The organism is Streptomyces sp. NPDC029138, from assembly GCF_055564375.1.
This window is the reverse complement of the sequence record NZ_JBVHWM010000034.1, coordinates 1-15847: the sequence shown is the minus strand read 5'-3', so window position 1 is coordinate 15847 and position 15847 is coordinate 1. Positions and strand designations below refer to the sequence as shown.

General features: G+C 70.1%; 18 protein-coding genes, 2 tRNA genes and 1 pseudogene. 12 read left to right on the top strand and 9 right to left on the bottom strand.

The window, feature by feature from the left end:
- Nucleotides 1-42 precede the first annotated feature (42 nt).
- Complete coding sequence (locus ACZ4WH_RS24650) at nt 43-330, bottom strand: chaplin (RefSeq protein WP_468183992.1); 288 nt, start codon at nt 328-330, stop codon at nt 43-45.
- Nucleotides 331-513: 183 nt separating this feature from the next.
- Between ACZ4WH_RS24650 and ACZ4WH_RS24645 the strand changes: the two genes are divergently transcribed.
- Nucleotides 514-1095: a DUF2087 domain-containing protein gene (locus ACZ4WH_RS24645; protein ID WP_468183989.1), complete on the top strand. Its 582-nt coding sequence runs from the start codon at nt 514-516 to the stop codon at nt 1093-1095.
- A 51-nt stretch (nt 1096-1146) separates the two neighbouring features.
- Here ACZ4WH_RS24645 and ACZ4WH_RS24640 read toward each other — a convergent pair whose 3' ends face one another.
- The gene (locus ACZ4WH_RS24640) at nt 1147-2106 is read right to left on the bottom strand and encodes a D-2-hydroxyacid dehydrogenase family protein (protein ID WP_468183986.1); all 960 of its coding nucleotides are present in this window, start codon (nt 2104-2106) and stop codon (nt 1147-1149) included.
- A gap of 154 nt (nt 2107-2260) precedes the next feature.
- Nucleotides 2261-2695, bottom strand: a complete 435-nt coding sequence (locus ACZ4WH_RS24635; RefSeq protein ID WP_468184155.1) for a hypothetical protein — start codon at nt 2693-2695, stop codon at nt 2261-2263.
- 172 nt (nt 2696-2867) lie between these two features.
- On the opposite strand from ACZ4WH_RS24635, the gene ACZ4WH_RS24630 reads away from it, so the two are divergent.
- The gene (locus tag ACZ4WH_RS24630; protein WP_468183983.1) at nt 2868-3101 is read left to right on the top strand and encodes a hypothetical protein; all 234 of its coding nucleotides are present in this window, start codon (nt 2868-2870) and stop codon (nt 3099-3101) included.
- A 243-nt stretch (nt 3102-3344) separates the two neighbouring features.
- Here ACZ4WH_RS24630 and ACZ4WH_RS24625 read toward each other — a convergent pair.
- From ACZ4WH_RS24625 to ACZ4WH_RS24615, 3 genes are all read right to left on the bottom strand, one after another.
- Nucleotides 3345-3416 (bottom strand) — tRNA-Arg (locus ACZ4WH_RS24625).
- 73 nt (nt 3417-3489) lie between these two features.
- A complete protein-coding gene (locus tag ACZ4WH_RS24620) occupies nt 3490-3837 on the bottom strand; it encodes a hypothetical protein (RefSeq protein WP_468184152.1) in 348 nt (115 codons plus the stop codon).
- A 38-nt stretch (nt 3838-3875) separates the two neighbouring features.
- Nucleotides 3876-4631, bottom strand: a complete 756-nt coding sequence (locus ACZ4WH_RS24615; protein ID WP_468183980.1) for a GntR family transcriptional regulator — start codon at nt 4629-4631, stop codon at nt 3876-3878.
- Between the two features lie 78 nt (nt 4632-4709).
- On the opposite strand from ACZ4WH_RS24615, the gene ACZ4WH_RS24610 reads away from it, so the two are divergent.
- From ACZ4WH_RS24610 to ACZ4WH_RS24595, 4 genes and pseudogenes are all read left to right on the top strand, one after another.
- Nucleotides 4710-4988 (top strand): hypothetical protein, encoded by a 279-nt coding sequence (locus ACZ4WH_RS24610; RefSeq protein WP_468183977.1) that lies wholly within the window; start codon nt 4710-4712, stop codon nt 4986-4988.
- A 523-nt stretch (nt 4989-5511) separates the two neighbouring features.
- Nucleotides 5512-5736: a hypothetical protein gene (locus tag ACZ4WH_RS24605; protein ID WP_366750503.1), complete on the top strand. Its 225-nt coding sequence runs from the start codon at nt 5512-5514 to the stop codon at nt 5734-5736.
- Nucleotides 5733-6364 (top strand): annotated as a pseudogene (locus tag ACZ4WH_RS24600) (GntR family transcriptional regulator). The gene ACZ4WH_RS24605 and the pseudogene ACZ4WH_RS24600 overlap by 4 nt, the downstream one beginning before the upstream one ends.
- Nucleotides 6361-6663, top strand: a complete 303-nt coding sequence (locus tag ACZ4WH_RS24595; protein WP_468183974.1) for a hypothetical protein — start codon at nt 6361-6363, stop codon at nt 6661-6663. The pseudogene ACZ4WH_RS24600 and the gene ACZ4WH_RS24595 overlap by 4 nt, the downstream one beginning before the upstream one ends.
- A 692-nt stretch (nt 6664-7355) precedes the next feature.
- Here the strand turns inward: ACZ4WH_RS24595 and ACZ4WH_RS24590 are convergent.
- Nucleotides 7356-7703: a hypothetical protein gene (locus ACZ4WH_RS24590; protein WP_468183971.1), complete on the bottom strand. Its 348-nt coding sequence runs from the start codon at nt 7701-7703 to the stop codon at nt 7356-7358.
- Nucleotides 7704-7936: 233 nt separating this feature from the next.
- On the opposite strand from ACZ4WH_RS24590, the gene ACZ4WH_RS24585 reads away from it, so the two are divergent.
- Nucleotides 7937-8407, top strand: coding sequence for an SMI1/KNR4 family protein (locus ACZ4WH_RS24585; RefSeq protein ID WP_468183968.1), 471 nt, complete (start codon nt 7937-7939; stop codon nt 8405-8407).
- Nucleotides 8408-8639: 232 nt separating this feature from the next.
- On the opposite strand, the gene ACZ4WH_RS24580 is transcribed toward ACZ4WH_RS24585, so the two are convergent.
- The gene (locus ACZ4WH_RS24580) at nt 8640-8930 is read right to left on the bottom strand and encodes a hypothetical protein (protein WP_468183965.1); all 291 of its coding nucleotides are present in this window, start codon (nt 8928-8930) and stop codon (nt 8640-8642) included.
- Between the two features lie 273 nt (nt 8931-9203).
- Here ACZ4WH_RS24580 and ACZ4WH_RS24575 point away from each other — a divergent pair, with 273 nt between their 5' ends.
- The 3 genes from ACZ4WH_RS24575 to ACZ4WH_RS24565 all read left to right on the top strand — a co-directional run bounded on the left by ACZ4WH_RS24575 (nt 9204) and on the right by ACZ4WH_RS24565 (nt 10745).
- On the top strand, nt 9204-9470 hold the full coding sequence (locus ACZ4WH_RS24575; protein WP_468183963.1) for a hypothetical protein: 267 nt from the start codon (nt 9204-9206) through the stop codon (nt 9468-9470).
- A 458-nt stretch (nt 9471-9928) separates the two neighbouring features.
- Complete coding sequence (locus ACZ4WH_RS24570) at nt 9929-10225, top strand: hypothetical protein (RefSeq protein WP_468183960.1); 297 nt, start codon at nt 9929-9931, stop codon at nt 10223-10225.
- The gene (locus tag ACZ4WH_RS24565; RefSeq protein ID WP_468183957.1) at nt 10185-10745 is read left to right on the top strand and encodes a hypothetical protein; all 561 of its coding nucleotides are present in this window, start codon (nt 10185-10187) and stop codon (nt 10743-10745) included. Before ACZ4WH_RS24570 ends, ACZ4WH_RS24565 begins: the two co-directional genes overlap by 41 nt.
- A gap of 177 nt (nt 10746-10922) precedes the next feature.
- Here ACZ4WH_RS24565 and ACZ4WH_RS24560 read toward each other — a convergent pair.
- Nucleotides 10923-10998: transfer RNA gene (locus tag ACZ4WH_RS24560), tRNA-Arg, on the bottom strand.
- 320 nt (nt 10999-11318) lie between these two features.
- On the opposite strand from ACZ4WH_RS24560, the gene ACZ4WH_RS24555 reads away from it, so the two are divergent.
- Both ACZ4WH_RS24555 and ACZ4WH_RS24550 read left to right on the top strand, forming a co-directional pair.
- Nucleotides 11319-12926, top strand: a complete 1608-nt coding sequence (locus ACZ4WH_RS24555; protein WP_468183954.1) for a dynamin family protein — start codon at nt 11319-11321, stop codon at nt 12924-12926.
- Nucleotides 12927-12929: 3 nt separating this feature from the next.
- A complete protein-coding gene (locus ACZ4WH_RS24550) occupies nt 12930-15461 on the top strand; it encodes a GTPase (RefSeq protein WP_468183951.1) in 2532 nt (843 codons plus the stop codon).
- Nucleotides 15462-15847 lie beyond the last annotated feature (386 nt).

Below are 15847 nucleotides of genomic sequence, written 5' to 3'. Positions count from 1 at the left end.
CGCTCGGAGTGCCGGGGCTCTTGTCTGTGGGGGTCGATCCGCTCAGTTGCCGTAGCCGCCAGGGCCGGGGTTGCCGGTCTTGCCGTGGCTGCCGTCGTTGGCGCAGGCGTTGCCGAACGCCGGGTTCAGCAGCCCGATGATGTCCACGGTGTTCCCGCACACGTTGATCGGGATGTGCACCGGAACCTGGATCGCATTGCCGGAGACCACGCCGGGCGAGTCGAGGGCCGCACCCTCGGCACCCGCGTCGGCCAGGGCCAGTCCGGCCCCGCTGACCACCACGGCACCGGTGCCGAGAGCGACACCGGCTGCCTTCGCGATGCGAGACATCACATTCTCCTTCTGTAGCTCGGGAAGTGCGACGGCGGAGCAGCCACCGCACTTCCCGTTCAACGGCGCCGCATCAGGCTGGTCACGGTGACCAGCGGGGGATCACTCGTTTAACGTGGGCGCCGCCGGGCTGCCGGTGTTTATTCACGGGCGTCGGCCGGGGCCCGCCCCTACGCTCCGGGTATGGACACGGACAACGTTCCCGACAGCGTTCCCGGCACCGGTCCCGACGCGCGTGAGCGGTCGCGGCGGCTGATCGGTCTGCTCGCCGAGGAGAACAGGTTGCGGGCCTTCGCGGCGGTGGCGCTGGGCGCGCGGAACACCCGGCAGGTCGCCGAGACGGCGGGCCTGCCGCCCAAGGACACGGCCGTCGCGCTGCTCAGACTGCGCGAGCAGGGAGCCGTGACCGGCGGACCGGAGGACGGCCTGGCCGTCGCCCACGACCTCCTGCGCGAACTGGCCCGGCCGGAGCGCCCGGCGCGCCCGGCCGTGGGTGATGCGGTAGACACCTTCGTCCGGGACGGCCGTCTGCTCCGGCTGCCGGCCCAGTGGACCCGTAAGCAGCAGGTGCTGCGGCACATCGCGGAACGGACCTTCGAGCCGGGGGTCGCCTACCCGGAGCGGGTCGTGAACGAGCGCCTGCGGGCATGGTGCGAGGGCTCCGACGAGATCGACCATGTGACGCTCCGGCGTTACCTCGTCGACCTGCACGAGCTGCGCCGGAGCGAGGGCGTGTACGTACGCGTGCCGGGCCGGGCGGCCTGACCGTAGTCCTGACCTGGTAGTCCTGACCCGGTAGTCCTGACCGGTCCGCCCTCAGGGCAGCCGTCGTACGGGGGAGCCCGCCAGATAGGCCTGGATGTCCTCCACGGCCTGGCTGTAGTACGTCGTGTAGTTGGCGTGGGAGACGTAGCCGAGGTGGGGCGTGGGGAGGAGGCGCGGCGCGGTGCGCATCGGATGATCGGCCGGCAGCGGTTCGATGTCGAAGACGTCGACGCCGGCGCCGGCGATACGACCCTCGTGCAGCGCGGCCAGCAGCGCGTCCTGGTCGACGATCGCGGCGCGGGAGGTGTTGACGAGGTAGGCGGTCGGCTTCATCAGGGCGAGTTCCGCGGGGCCGACGAGACCGCGGGTGCGGTCGCCGAGGGCGAGGTGGACGGACACGAAGTCGCTGGCGCGGAACAACTCCTCCTTGGACGCGGCGAGTTCGACGCCCACCTCCTCGGCGCGCTTCTCGGTGAGGTTCTGGCTCCACGCGCTGACGCGCATGCCGAAGGCGAGGCCGACCTGGGCGACGCGGCTGCCGATCTTCCCCAGCCCGAGCAGACCCAGCCGGCGGCCGTGCAGATCGGCGCCGACGGTCGACTGCCAGGGCCCGTTGCCGCGCAGCGCGTTGCTCTCCTGGACGATCCCACGGGCGAGCCCGAGCAGCAGCGCCCAGGTCAGCTCGACCGGCGGGGTGCTGGAACTCGCCGTACCGCACACGGTGACGCCGTGCGCCTCGGCGGCGGCGTAGTCGATGACGCTGTTGCGCATCCCGGAGGCGATGAGCAGCTTCAGCCGGGGGAGACGGGTGATCAGCGAGCCGGGGAAGGGGACGCGTTCGCGCAGGGTGACGACGATGTCGTAGTCGGCGAGCGCCGCGGCGACGGCGTCCTCTCCGTCAAGGTGCTCGCGCAGCGCGACGACCTCCACGTCCTCCTCGATCACCGACCAGTCGGCCAACCGGGTGGCCACACCCTGGAAGTCATCCAGCACCACACAGCGAAGTCGCACGCGATCTCCCTCCCTGCCGGGGACTGTAGCGTGCGGCCCTCTGGCCCCTGCCACTTCCCTGTCACCCCGAGCCGCCGATGACATCCGGAAGCCCGGGCGGGGGACGCGAAAGACGTCAGAGCCCGCGCGGCCCCGCCGCACTTCTGATCACCGCTCAGATCCGCCCGCCGGTCAGACGGGTAAGGGGACCGAGCGTGCGGCGCCCCGCGCGGCGACCCACCATGTATGACGTGGCACCCAACGCCGACAAGCCCGCACCCACACCGGCGGCGAGGAGCTTTCGTTGGGCGATCAGCGTCCATGCCGTCTTGGTGAAGTTCACGGCCTGTCCCGAGGCCGCGATGACGGCTTGGCGGCCGGCTTGCACACGCTCGGCCGCGCTGTGCACGACCGTGGTGCTCGCCCCGGCTGTACGCTCGGCCCCATCCATGGCCGCTGACGTCACGTCACCGGCCTTGTCGGCCGCCTTGTCTGCCGCCTGCGACGCGGGAGCAGTCGCCTTCGCCGTGGCCTGCCGGGCTTTGGCAGACGCACTCCGCTTGGATTCGGAACTCTGATTCGTGCCGCTGTTCGATTGGCTCATGGACATCGCCTTGCCGCTCACATCAACGGCAAACTCGCCACGCCAGGACGGTGGACGCGCAGTGGACACTCAGCCGGCCATCGGCTGACCGCCTTGCCAAGCGGTGCAGGTCCGGACTCCGCGGCACCGCGTCGGCCGGGGCCTGGCGGTTGCGGAGGCCAGGCGGCTCCTCACCGAGGTGGATGACGACCGTCTGGGTGCCGCGTACGCCCTCGCCCTCCACCTCGGACGCCGGCGTGGGGAGCTGCTCGGTCTCCACTGGGCCGGCGGGCCGCGGCGTGAGACCAGGCTCGTGTTCACCACGCGGCTCGGCACGGTCATCGAGCCGCGGAACCTCAACCAACACTTCTCCCCGATCCGCGAGCGGCTGGGTCTGAACCTGCGCTTCCATGATCTACGGCACACTGCGTGACCCTGCTGCCCGGCGTCGGCATCCCGCCGCACATCGTGCGTGACATCGTCGGTCACAGCGCGCTGGACGTGACCATGAACATCTACGCGGTGGCCGACATGACCGAGAGGCGGGCTGCCCTCGACAGGGCTGGGGGATCTCCCGGCCGAAGAGTGACGGGCTCGTTACCGTCAGCGTAGCCGTCAAAGACACGAAACGCCCTGGAGGGAAGATCCCCTCCGGGGTGTTTTTGCAGGGAGGAGGTGGCGCCCCCGGCAGGACTCGAACCTGCGGCCAAGCGCTTAGAAGGCGCCTGGTGTGACGACCGGCGCACCCTTGATTACCTGCACCTCTTCTCGTGCCTGGCCTTCGACACGGATTGGACAGCGCTTCGGTACCCGGGTGCTAGTCAGTCTCCGGCGAACCACACGTAACTGCCCGCGGTGGAGACGCACTCTTGCAAGACCGCGGCAAGATCTTCCAACGCCGCGCGCTGCCGCTCGTCCGTGCACTGTTCCCTCAAACCGGGCACTTCGGCGAGGGCGGCTTCGGCCTCTTGCTCGTTCATCATCGTGTCCCCGTAGAGGTCGACAGCGGTGAGTCGACCAGGGACACCGAGATAGTGAAGCGCCCCCAAGGCGTCGGCCAACGCATCGGCGTTCCCGTGGCACCCGCGCAAGAACGTCGCGCGAGACTTCTTCCAGTTGCGAGCCGGCCGAGCAGAGTGCAGTTCCACATCGATCCCCACGCCCGTCATCATGCATCCCGCAATGAGGTTTTGCAGGGGGTGATCGATCAGCGGTTGATCGGAATCTCGTAGACGATCTCGCAGTGAGCGGCGGGCACCACGATGTCGGCCGTCTCCACGGGCCGTCCCTTGTCGCTGTAGTACGTCCGCCGGATGTGCGTGACGAGCGCGGCCTTCTGGATGCCCAGAAGTGACGCTTCCTCGGCGGTAGCCTGCCTCGGCTCAGGCTGCTCGACGGCGTGGCTGACGGTGACACCGATAGCGGCCATGCGGTTCACGACTCCTGCCCCGGCGTGCGGCCCTCCCTCCGGGAGGACGACGAGAGTGCCGGCGGTGAGGTCGTACGGCTCCCAACTTGTCGACAACTGCACTGGCCTGCCGTCGGCCAGGAACTCGTACGTCGTCCGGACGCACAGGTCACCTTCGGCGATGCCGAGTCGCGCCGCGATGTCCGCCGGAGCCGGCACCTTGGCCTCAGTCCGGCTCTCCCAATCCCCTTGCCTGCCCACGGCCTTCATGTCCGCCCGGAACGGCGACCCGTCGGGCCGCTCACGGGCGGACGAACGGACCACCCGTACCCGCTGCCGGGGCTCGGCGACGTACGTGCCCGAACCGGCGCGGCCCTCCAGCACACCCTGGGAGATCAGCAGCTCCTGAGCCCGGCGAACAACGTTCTCGCCGACCCCGTACTCCTGGCCGATCTGGGCGCGGGACGGCAGACGGTCCCCGGGCTCCCATACGTGCTCCGCGATCCGGCGCCGGAGTTCGTCGGCGATGCGGAGATAGGGCGGCTGCTCAGGCATATGGAAAATCTAGTCCCTAGCTCTAACCTAGTTAACTAGCTTCACTGAAAGTGATCGCCGGTTGACGGAGGCTGCCCAGTGCCCGCTTCGGGATCTCGCGTGGCGGCCATCGTCGCCCGGCTGTCCGCCGTCGGACTTCCCACGCGCGTGGAGGAGTACGACCGCTACACGTCGGTCGAAGCGGAGATACCGGAAGCGCTCTCCGCTGACTTATGGCGGGAGGCCCTGGAAGTCGTGGCCGAGGCAGATCGGTTCGGCCTCCTCGCCACCAGCCTGGACGGCCGCACCCTCTGGGCGGTCGTACACAAAGCGGTCCCCGCGACGGGCGATGTCGGGGGACCGAGCCGTCAGCGATAGGAGCTGAGCAGCGTGCTCAACCGTATCCGCCGTGCCGTCTCGCTCACCAGAGCGCGGTACGCCCCCAAGGGCAGGCACCGCCGCCCCTTAACGCCCTCCCGGTCAACGGTCGCCCCTGCCAGCCCGGCGTCCGCCGATGCGTCGAGGCGGCCACTGGGCCGGGTCCCCGACATCGCCAAGCACCGACTCCCGCTCGCAGGGGAGGACAACGCACTCGTCCGCCCCTACGTGCTGGCCCGGGGGCAACGAGTACGGCCACGGGCGGTGGTCGTCGCTTCCCATCTGCCGGCTGAAGCCTGGTCGACCCTGGCGGGGGCACGCTGATGTCTCCACGCCAACAGCTCCGCGTCACCGACGCCTCGGCCGTCCCCTACCGGTCGACCGCCTGCAGTATCGGCACACACCCGCTCTGCACGGAGTCCTCTCCCGTCTCCGCGCCGATCGACCTGCCGGTTGTCTACGAGACGTGCGCGTGCCCGTGTCACTCGATCCCGGGCCACTCAAAGCCCAGGGAGGTGCAGCGGTGAGCGGCTGGGCACCGGGCGGCGCGCTGGTTTCCACGGTCGAGGTCACGGCGACCACCGTTCAGCGTGGCGACGTCATCCAACTGGGAGGCAGAGCGTGCCGGGTCATGGACCTCATCCAACTCCCTCAAGGGGCCAAACGACTCCTCTTCGAGTCGGGCGAGCTGCTGACCATACACACGCGAACTCGGCTCGCCGCCGTTCGCGTGCAGAGAAGGCGGTGACCCGATCCGTGCCTTCACGCCATCACGACATCGCCGACGATCTCCGGCGCCAGATCACAACCGGCGCAGTCAAACCGGGTGAACGCCTGCTGTCCGAGGCAGACCTCGCCGACCGATACAAAGGTTCGGGGGATGGGGAACGCTGGATCCATGGACCGCCGCGGAAGCGGCCATGCGTGTCACTGTTCGCACCACCACCGTGCTGGCAGATGGCCATCTGACGTCCTTGTTGAGGGTGCCGACGGGCAGCCCTCTCGCTGAGTTCTTCTGCATCAGCCACGAGGGAGACTCACCGCACGGACTGGCCCGCATCTACATCCCGCGCGACCTGGCGCCGGCCGGGGTGGTGGGCGACGACTCCTCGTGGCGGGACACGGCCACGCGATTCGCCGTCCTCGGCTCGGCACCGGCAACTGTCCGGGAGACGGTATGTGCTCGTCCACCGACACCGGACGAGGCATCCGCCCTCCGGATCGGCCCAACGGCGGCAGCCCTCGCGATCACACGGGTCGCGACCGACTCCACCGGTCGAGTCGTCGAGGCCGCGCTACTTGTGTTCCCAGGGGATCGCGTCGACGCGGTCCTCACCACCTACGACGTGACCGATGAGAAGGGCACCCAACGATGACGGCACCGAACGAACTGCGACTCCTCCCGTGGTCGGGGCCGGAGGGCAAGCCCTGCTACTTGGACGCCGACGACAAGGCCGGCTACATCTCCCGGCTGGCAGACAACATCGAAGCGGTGCAGCTGGGGACGGCGGCCGAGTTGCCGGAGCATGCCTCCGACATCCTCGACGACCAGGACGCCGGCCCGGAGGACTGGCAACGGCTGGCGAGGGAGCTGACCAGGGCATTGCGGGATGTTCTCCGCGTTGCGGTCAGCCGCGGTCACCTCCTGGCGGTGAGCGACCCTCATCGACCCTGAAGGGGGTCGCTGCGTCGCCTCAGAGGCTGAGGCAGCTTCCTCTGCTGCGACCTGCTGCGTGCGACCTGAGATGCCGGTCTCCTGACTGTCTGTCCCGCCGAACAAGAAGCCCGACGAAGCCCACGGTTCTGAACACCATGCCGTGGGCTTCTGCCATTGCTGGGCGGCCTCGGACGGCCCGGAGACGGTTCGGCTGCCGCAGCGCGTCTCCGCTTTGCCATCACCCTGGCCACGGCTTGCGTCGCGAGCCGGAGCCACGACTGGTTGCCGCTGTCCAGGGTCGCTGATGTCAGCGTTGGACGTCAGCGGAACAACCCTGGGACTGGGCAAACCTCCAAAGGCTCGTCTGGCCGGTCGGCCCAGCGCCACCAGACATGCCGACCGTTACACCTCCATAGTGTCCGGCAGGTCCGCCGGCCGTCGTCCTCCCGGTCGGAGAGAACAAGGCCGCTGGACCGCATGGGTTGGTTGCACTCGGGACAGGGCGGGGTGTCGGTGGTCACACAGCGCACCTTAAGGGCGCGACCGCCTCGTCCCGAAGCAAGTCGGATAAGGCCTCGACCTGCGGCTAAAGCGCCTCTCACCAGCGGCGACGGTCCGCCGGCGTCCGTGCGCGTCCACCGTTGTGCGTGGGCGTTGTCACGCAGTTAGACACTCAGCCGGGCTAGCGATTGACCGCCCCGGCGCCGGCGTCAACCCGACTCGGTGGGCGAAGACATCCAAGCGAGGGCGTCTGCTGTTCGGGTAGCCAGCGATCCGATCCGCCAGGAATCGGTGATGTCGGTCCAGCCGTGAAGGTAGGCGCTGCGCGCGCCGTGCTCTGCTGCTTGGTCGTAGAAGAGGGTGAACTTGTAGACCCTGCCGTCTTCGGAGATGACTTGGCCGTCCTCGTGGTCGGGGCCCTCCTGCAAGAGGTCGACGACGATCGTTCGGTCCGGATCGAGTCCCTGGCCCTTCAGGAGTTCCCGCAACCGGCTCCACAGGTCGTAGTCGCTGGTCCTCAGGAGGTCGGTGTACTGAACGACGATGCTTGACACCATGAGCCCATGATCGGTTCGGTACCTGGTGAAGGGAAGCGGGTCGATCAGGTCGAGGCCGGCGGTGAGCCATCAGCTTGGGAAGCTAAGCGCATCTAGGGCTTGCTCCGGAGCTGACCTGCGGAGGAGCGGTGCCCGGTGGGCGGTTGAATGGTTCCCCGGTGTTCCCCGTGGTTCCCCGCACGATCTGGCACACACCCGGCACGTACGACCACCCGGGCTGAGAGGCTGAGCCGGTGACTGACGATGAGGTTGTCGAGGCGTTGCGGATCGTAGCCCGGGCGGGGACTTTGCCACCGCCCGCAACACCGGAGGCCGTCGTCGCGGCGGAAGAAGTCATCGGGTTCCCGCTGCCCCCTCTCCTGCGGCGCCTGTACGCCGAAGTCGCCAACGGCGGATTCGGCCCGGACGAAGGAGTCCTGGGAGTGAGCGGTGGGGCCGCGCAGGGCAACTTTGCGGACATCGCCGAGCTGTACCAGGACGGCCCGGATCCTTCCGGCCGCATCCCGGCCGGCCTGGTGCTGATCTACGACTGGGGCTGCGCCATCTGGTCGCTCGTCGACTTCCGCGATCCGGCGGGTGCCATGTGGTGCAGCCACGAAGGCGAGTGCTGGCCCCAGGGCGTGAACCTCGCAGAATGGCTGACCGGCACGCTGGCAGGAACCCTGACGGTGGAAACACTGATGCAGAGCCAACCCACTTCGTAGATCGGCTGCCCCACTGCCCTGAGCCGATACTTTTCCATCGGGGTGGCGGGATTTGAACCCACGACCTCTTCGTCCCGAAGCAACTCGCCGGAGTGTTCTACCTTGGGCTGTTGTGCCTCCCACCTGCTGCGATAGTCCGCAGGCGTCCGCGCTTGTCCGCCGTTGTCTGTCGGCGTTGCCACGCAGTTAGACACTCACCTGAAGGCTGGCGCTGCTCCCGCAGAGCCTGCCCTCAGGGACCGAGCACGTCCAGCGCGCCGAGTATGAGGCAGACGGTACCCAAGAGGAAGAACCCACCCACCGCGATCATGGCTGCGCCGAGCCTCCCGACGCCGGCACTCCTGCCCTCTTGCGGGAGCAGCGAGTCCAACGTCTTCTGCCTGAAGTCGAGATACGCAGGTAGCCGTCCGGTCCGCCGCAGCATCCGCCCGACACTGATGAGCGCTATGCCAAAGATCAGCGTGAGCAGGCTCGTCTGGAGCTGGTAGGCCGGGTCGTGCCCGTCCGAAACAGCGATGATCACGGAAGTCCCCCAGGACATGCCAGACAGCGCGGCCGTCCGGCGGAAAGAAGCGCCCCATCTTGCCCGACCGCCACCCCTGGGCGGAAACAAGTATCGTCACGGGGCTCTGACCTAGTGCTTTGCGGCTGGCGGCGGAGGCTCGACTGTCACTGTCGGTCGCCGTTGGTCGGCCTCGGGCACCCTCGCACGGCCCAGAGACGGCCCAGCGCTGGTCCTGATTGAAGCCAGCGGACCGTGGGCCGACCTCTTGGCTGCCTGCAAGCGTCAGTGATCGTGAAGCAGAATGTTCCCACGGGAGCGGGGAAGGTGTCAGAGCGGGAGGGAGGACAGGAGACAACCGTGACCGCCCTCGCGATCTTTCTCCTCGTCATCGGGACGCTCTTGGTCCTGATTGGGGCACTTCTCGTCCTTATCGGGACCCTTCTGATCGCTATCGGGGTGGCCTTGATCCTTATGGGCGTGGCCCTGATCACCGTGGGCACGTTCCTGCTAATCCGGAGACTTCTCGGCCGCGGTCGAACGCGATCTCATTCCTGGTGAACCCGAGCACCCATGCGGCAGCCCCTCAGCACAGCCACAACTGACCATCGGCGGCCGTGACCTGCGGTCGCCTCATCGATCACCGCTCTGACCTGCTGCGAGCTGTCGGCACCTGTCGACGTTGGTCACCATTGAGCGCCCTTCCACGGCCCGAGGGCGGCCCGGGAGGGCGCTCGTGCATGAGCACCGCATTGGGAGTTCGATCGTTCCTCCGCACCATCGGGGAGCGACCCGGTCAGACTGGCCATGCCAGACCGCCTGAGAGTGCTGGTGTCCGGCGCCGTTGATGTCACTTGTGGATGTCAGAACGGCCCAACTGCGCTTGCTCGTTGGCACGATGGTTCCGTGGACGATCTGAAGCGCATCGCAGCAGAGATCATGGCGTACTACCGAGCAATCGACGAGGGCGCCACTCAGCGGCACCACTTCCACCACGCTGACGAAGAAGGCGGCCTCTGGTGATCGAGGCCGTACCCGACCGCGGCGAGTTGATCGTCATCAAGCAGGCCGAGGTGACTGCGGCGGGCCAGCTCCACCGATATAGCTGGGAGCACCTGGAGGACGAGCACGGCAGCCTGACCGACCAAGCGATCGATCCGGAACAGGATCCGCTTGAGGCCACTGGATCCGGCGCCGGCCGCGCGGCGGCAAGCGGCTCCATGCCTTCTTCGCCACGCTGTACTACTGCGGCCCCCGGCCGAGGAAGCCGTAGCCATGCGAGTGGAGGACGTGACCCTGCCGGAACACGACGCTGACGATCAGTGGTGCGAACTCCTTATCCACACAGCTACCCCGGAGATCGGGAAACAGTGGACCGACACAGGGGAGATTCACGAGCAACATGACCTGAAGGGCCGCGCTGAGGGTGAGACGCGCACGGTGCCGGGGCATCCGGCCCTCACGTGCATCCTGCGGCAGCACATCGAGGATGAACAGCTCCAGCCGGGTGATCTGCTCTTCCAGGGTGAGTTCGGTGGCATCCTCGCCGGCTCCGTCATCCGCCGGGCGTGGCGCAGCGCGCGTAAGGCCGTACTGCCCCCGCACGTCTTTGAGTCACCCACCGGACGGCGCGTTTACGACAACCGCAACACGCGTCTGACGAAGTGGCTCAACGACGGCATCCCGCCCGCTCAGGTGGCCGAGTGGGCCGGGAACAGCGTGGCCCTGCTGCTGGCGACCTATGCCCGGTGCATCGACGGGCAGCTGCCGGACCTGAAGCGGCGGCTGGAAGCCGCGGGTGACCTTCCGGAGGCGGAGGTGCCGGGCGCTGGCTGATCTGCCCCGGTCGAGAACTTCGACACGTATTCGACACGGCCACCCGCGAAAACCCGGTGACAGCCGGACAGCCCCGGATCCCACCCTTGATCATCGAGAGGGCGTCCGGGGCTTCGTCGTACCCGCCGACAACCGCTCTGACCAGCAAAAAGCCCTCCCAATCGGGAGGGCGGAGACTGGCGCCCCCGGCAGGACTCGAACCTGCGGCCAAGCGCTTAGAAGGCGCCTGCTCTATCCACTGAGCTACGGGGGCCGGTGGGGTGGCCTCGTGTCCGGTGCCCTGGTGGGGGCTGATCCGTGACGTTGCCGGGGTCAAGGATAGGGCTCCCGGTTCCTTGACCCTGTCGCTTCCCCTCCGTGGCTCGATGTGGAGGTTCGGTGAAGCGGTCCTGATAATCGCAGGCAGGTACGAATCGTGCACCGCTTTTGGCGCCCGACGCACCGGGTGTTGTGCACTCGTTATGCCTGGACTGTGCCCGTGTCCCGGTCATCCCTTCCGTCCGTTCTGTCCTGTCGGCGCGCAGACATGTCTATATGCTTCAGAATTCCCCTAAAATTGGGCATTCTTCGCATGTGGTGACCTTGGACGTACGGCCTCAGCTGCTCGACACACTCTCCGCTCTGCGCGACCGTGTCGCCGCCGCACGCTTTCCGCTGCCCCTCGCGGGGGCGCCACGCGCGCGTGCCAACCGCGACGAGCTCCTCGCGCAACTCGACGACTATCTGGTACCCCGCCTACGAGAGCCGGAGGCGCCGCTGCTGGCCGTCGTCGGCGGCTCCACCGGCGCGGGCAAGTCCACGCTCGTGAACTCCCTCGTCGGCCGACGGGTGAGCGAGGCCGGTGTGTTGCGGCCGACCACCCGGACGCCGGTCCTCGTCTGCCATCCGGAGGATCATCACTGGTTCAGCGGCATGCGCGTGCTCCCGCAGCTCACCCGCGTGTGGGTGCCCCACCAGGACCCCGCCGACGAGCTTCTGCTCACCGACGAGGACCCCGCGCGCGTGCTGCGCGTCGAGACCGCGGACACCCTCCCGCGCGGGCTCGCCCTCCTCGACGCCCCCGACGTCGACTCCCTGATCGCCGACAACCGTGTCCTCGCCGCCGAGCTGATCTGCGCCGCCGACATCTGGATCATGGTCACGACGGCCGCCCGCTACGCCGACGCCGTCCCCTGGCACCTGCTGCGCACCGCCAAGGAGTACGACGCGACCCTCGTCACCGTCCTGGACCGGGTGCCCCACCAGGTCGTCTCCGAGGTCTCCCGGCAGTACGCGGCCCTGCTCACCAAGGCCGGGCTCGGCGACGTACCCCGCTTCACCGTGCCCGAGCTGCCCGAGTCCGCCTGGGGCGCCGGCCTGCTGCCCGCCACCGCCGTCGCACCCCTGAAGAGCTGGCTCGTCCACCACGCCCAGGACCCCGCCGCCCGCCACCACGTCATGGCCCGTACGGCCTACGGCGTCCTCGACTCGCTCAAGTCCCGCCTGCCCGAGCTGGCCAGCGCCGCCGCCGCCCAGTACGCGGCGGCCCTCCGGCTCACCTCCGCAGTGGAGACCGCCTACGACAAGGAGCACGCGCGCGTGCGGGCGCGCCTCCAGTCCGGTGCCGTACTAGCCGGGGACGCTCTCAAGCGCTGGCGCGCCTTCCCCCTGGACTGCACCGCCGGGGAACTCCTCGACGCCCTCGTGGACAGCCTGGCCGCCCTGCTGCTGTGTGCCGTGACCGCCGCCGACGAGCGCGTCGACGACGCATGGCGGCGCGAACCCGCCGCCGACGCCCCGGGGCTCGCCGACCGGGACGCGTCCCTGGAGAGCTCCGAGCACCGCATCGGGCTCGCGGCCCGGCGCTGGCGGCGCGAGCTGGAGGAGTACGCCGAGGACGAGGTACGCGTGCTGGAGCGCACCGGCGCACCCGACCCGGAGGTCGTCGCCGCCCTCGTCGCCACGGCCGTGCTGGGCGGACGCCGGGCACGCACCGCCGGCGAGGGGCTCGCCGAGCGGCTCGGCGCCCACGGTGTGCTGCGGCTGCGCGACCGGGCCGGCCGGCTGCTCATCGAGCACGTGGATCGCGTCATGCACCGCGAACGCGAGCGGCGCCTCGCCCCGCTCGACGCCCTGGACGTCCACCCGGAGCCCCAGGCCGGACTCATCGCCGCGCTGTCCGTACTGCAGAAGGAGAGGTGACCGGTGACCGCCGTCACTGACCAGGACCACAGGGATCACACCGAGCACATGAGGCGCATCGACCACGGCACCGACAGCGGCGACGCGGGGTCCAGGGAGCACGGCGGTCACCCCGGCTCGGGCGCCCCGGACCGCGTCGAGCGCGCGGCCGGCCTCCCGGAAGCGCGCCTGAGCCTCATGAAAGGGGAGCGCGGGGCCGCCGGCCCCGGCCCCGATCGCCCTGCGGACGCGCCACGGCCTGCCGTCCTCAGCCTCTCCGGGGACGAGAGCAAGGGGAAGGCCGAAGGGGGTGACAGCGATAAGGACGATGGCTCGGAGAGGGGCGACGGCAAGGGTCCGGACGCCGCCAGCGGGCGCCACGCGCGCGTGAAGGACGAGAACTCAGACCGGGACCGTAACGGCGAGCGCGACCGCGCGGCCGAGCGCGACCGGAACCGGAACGCCGAGCGCGACCGTAACAGCGACCGGAACCGGAACGCCGAGCGCGACCGTAACAGCGACCGGGACGGGAACGGCGAGCGCGACCGGGACCGTAACGGCGACCGCGACCGCGACCGGGACCGTAACGGCGACCGCGACCGCGACCGCGACCGGAACGGCGACCGCGACCGCGCGGCCGAACGTGACCGTCCCGCGCGCGGGCACAGCGCCGAGGAGGGCGGCATCTCCGTCCCCCGGCCGCAGCCGCACTCTCCCAAGCCCCGCCCCGCATCCGACGCCACGCCCCCCAAGACCACCACCGCGACCGACTCCGACACCGCGACTGGCACCGGCGCTGGCACCGCCACCGGCACCGAAGCCAAGCCCGACTCCTCCGACGCCTGGGACGACGGTCTCATCGCGCGGCGCGTCACCGAGGCCAGCGCCGCCGCCCTCGCCGCCGAGCGCGCCTCCGCCAGTGAGCCCGCGCACCGGGGGCCCGGCAGCCATACCCCGGCCCCGCTGGCGTACGACGGCCCCCTGCGCTCCCGCCTGGACGCCCTGCGCGAACTCGTCGGCCTCTCCCGGACCCGACTGGACAGCCGCGCCCTCGCCGAGGCCGGCCGCGTCCTGGACGAGGCCGCCGCGCGCCGCAAACTCTCCGGGCGGCACACCGTCGTAGCCCTCGCGGGCGCGACCGGCAGCGGCAAGTCCCAGCTGTTCAACGCGCTCGCCGGAGTGGCCATCTCGGAGACCGGCGTACGACGTCCGACCACCGCCGCACCCATCGCGTGCAGCTGGAGCGACGGCGCGGCGGGCCTCATCGACCGGCTGGGCATCCCGGGCCGGCTGCGCCGCCGACCGCTGCACGGCCCGGACACCGAGGGACAGTTGCGCGGGCTGGTCCTGGTCGACCTGCCCGACCACGACTCGGCCGCCGTACAGCACCGCGAACAGGTCGACCGCATCCTGAAACTGGTCGACGCGGTCATCTGGGTGGTCGACCCGGAGAAGTACGCCGACGCCGTCCTGCACGAGCGTTATCTGCGGCCCATGGCCGGCCACGCGGAGATCATGTTCATCATCCTCAACCAGGTGGACCGGCTGCCCGGGGACGCCGCCGACCAGGTCCTCGACGATCTGCGGCGACTGCTGGACGAGGACGGCATCGCGCTCGGCGAGCACGGCGAACCGGGCGCCACCGTGCTCGCGCTGTCCGCGCTCACCGGCGAAGGAGTCGGCGACCTGCGCGAGGCCCTCGGCCAGTTCGTGGCGGAGCGCGGCGCGGCGGCCCGCCGGGTGGCGGCCGACGTGGACACCGCCGCGGCCGAGCTACGGCCCGTCTACGCCACCGGACGACGGGTCGGCCTCAGCGAGGAGGCGCGCGAGGAGTTCGCCGCGCGCCTCGCGGACGCCGTGGGCGCCACCGCGGCGGGCGAGGCCGCCGAGCGCGCCTGGCTGCGCAACGCCAACCGCGCCTGCGGCACGCCCTGGCTGCGGTTGTGGCGCTGGTACCAGGGCCGTGGCGACTCCACGACGGGCCGCCACGCGGTGCGCGCCCAGGCCGACGAGGAGGCCACGGCCCGGCAGAGCGTCGAACAGGCGGTGCGTACGGTGTCCGACCGGGCCTCGGCCGGGCTGCCCGCCCCCTGGGCCCAGGCGGTCCGTGAGGCGGCCGTACGCGGCTCCCACGGGCTGTCCGAGGCGCTGGACGACCTGGCGGCCCGGGCCGGACTGCCGCCGGGCCGCCCGCCCCGGCCGGGCTGGTGGCCGGTGGCCGTACTGGTCCAGGCGGCGATGACCCTGTTGCAGATCGCCGGTGGCGCGTGGCTCGTGGGCCAGATCGCCGGGGTGATGGCGCCCAACCTGGGCGTTCCGGTGCTGCTCATGGTGTGCGGGATCATCGGCGGGCCGCTGGTGGAGTGGGCCTGCCGGATGGCGGCCCGGGGCCCCGCGCGGCGCTACGGCCAGGAGGCGGAACGCCGGCTACGGGAGGCGGCGGCGAGCTGCGGCCGGGCCCGGGTCCTCGATCCGGTGGCGTCGGAGCTGCTGCGGTACCGGGAGGTACGGGAGCAGTACGGGAGGGTCGTGCGGACCGGGAGCGGGGTGAGGTGAGGAGGGCTTGGCCGGCGCGGGGGATAAGCGGCTGGTGACGCTGGGAGAGAAGTGGCTGGTGAGGTGGGGAGACGTGGCTGGCGAGGTGGGGAGAAGTGGCTGGTGAGGGTGGGTGACGGGATCGGCGGACGGTCGTCACTCGTGCGGGTCGTCCCTCGCGCGGGTGGCCGAGTTTTCCACAGGGGGCCGGTCGTCCACAGCGCTCAGCGGGCTCGGCCCGACGGAGGCAGTCTGAGATCACGGCGATCGCACGACGGGTCAGGCCAGGAGACGCGGCGGACGGTGCGGGCGGTCGTCGGGAGGTGGGGGGGGGGGGGGGGGGGGGGGGGGGAGGGGAGGGGAGGGGGGGAGGGGGGGGGGGGGAGGGAGGGGCCCGCTCAGCGGGG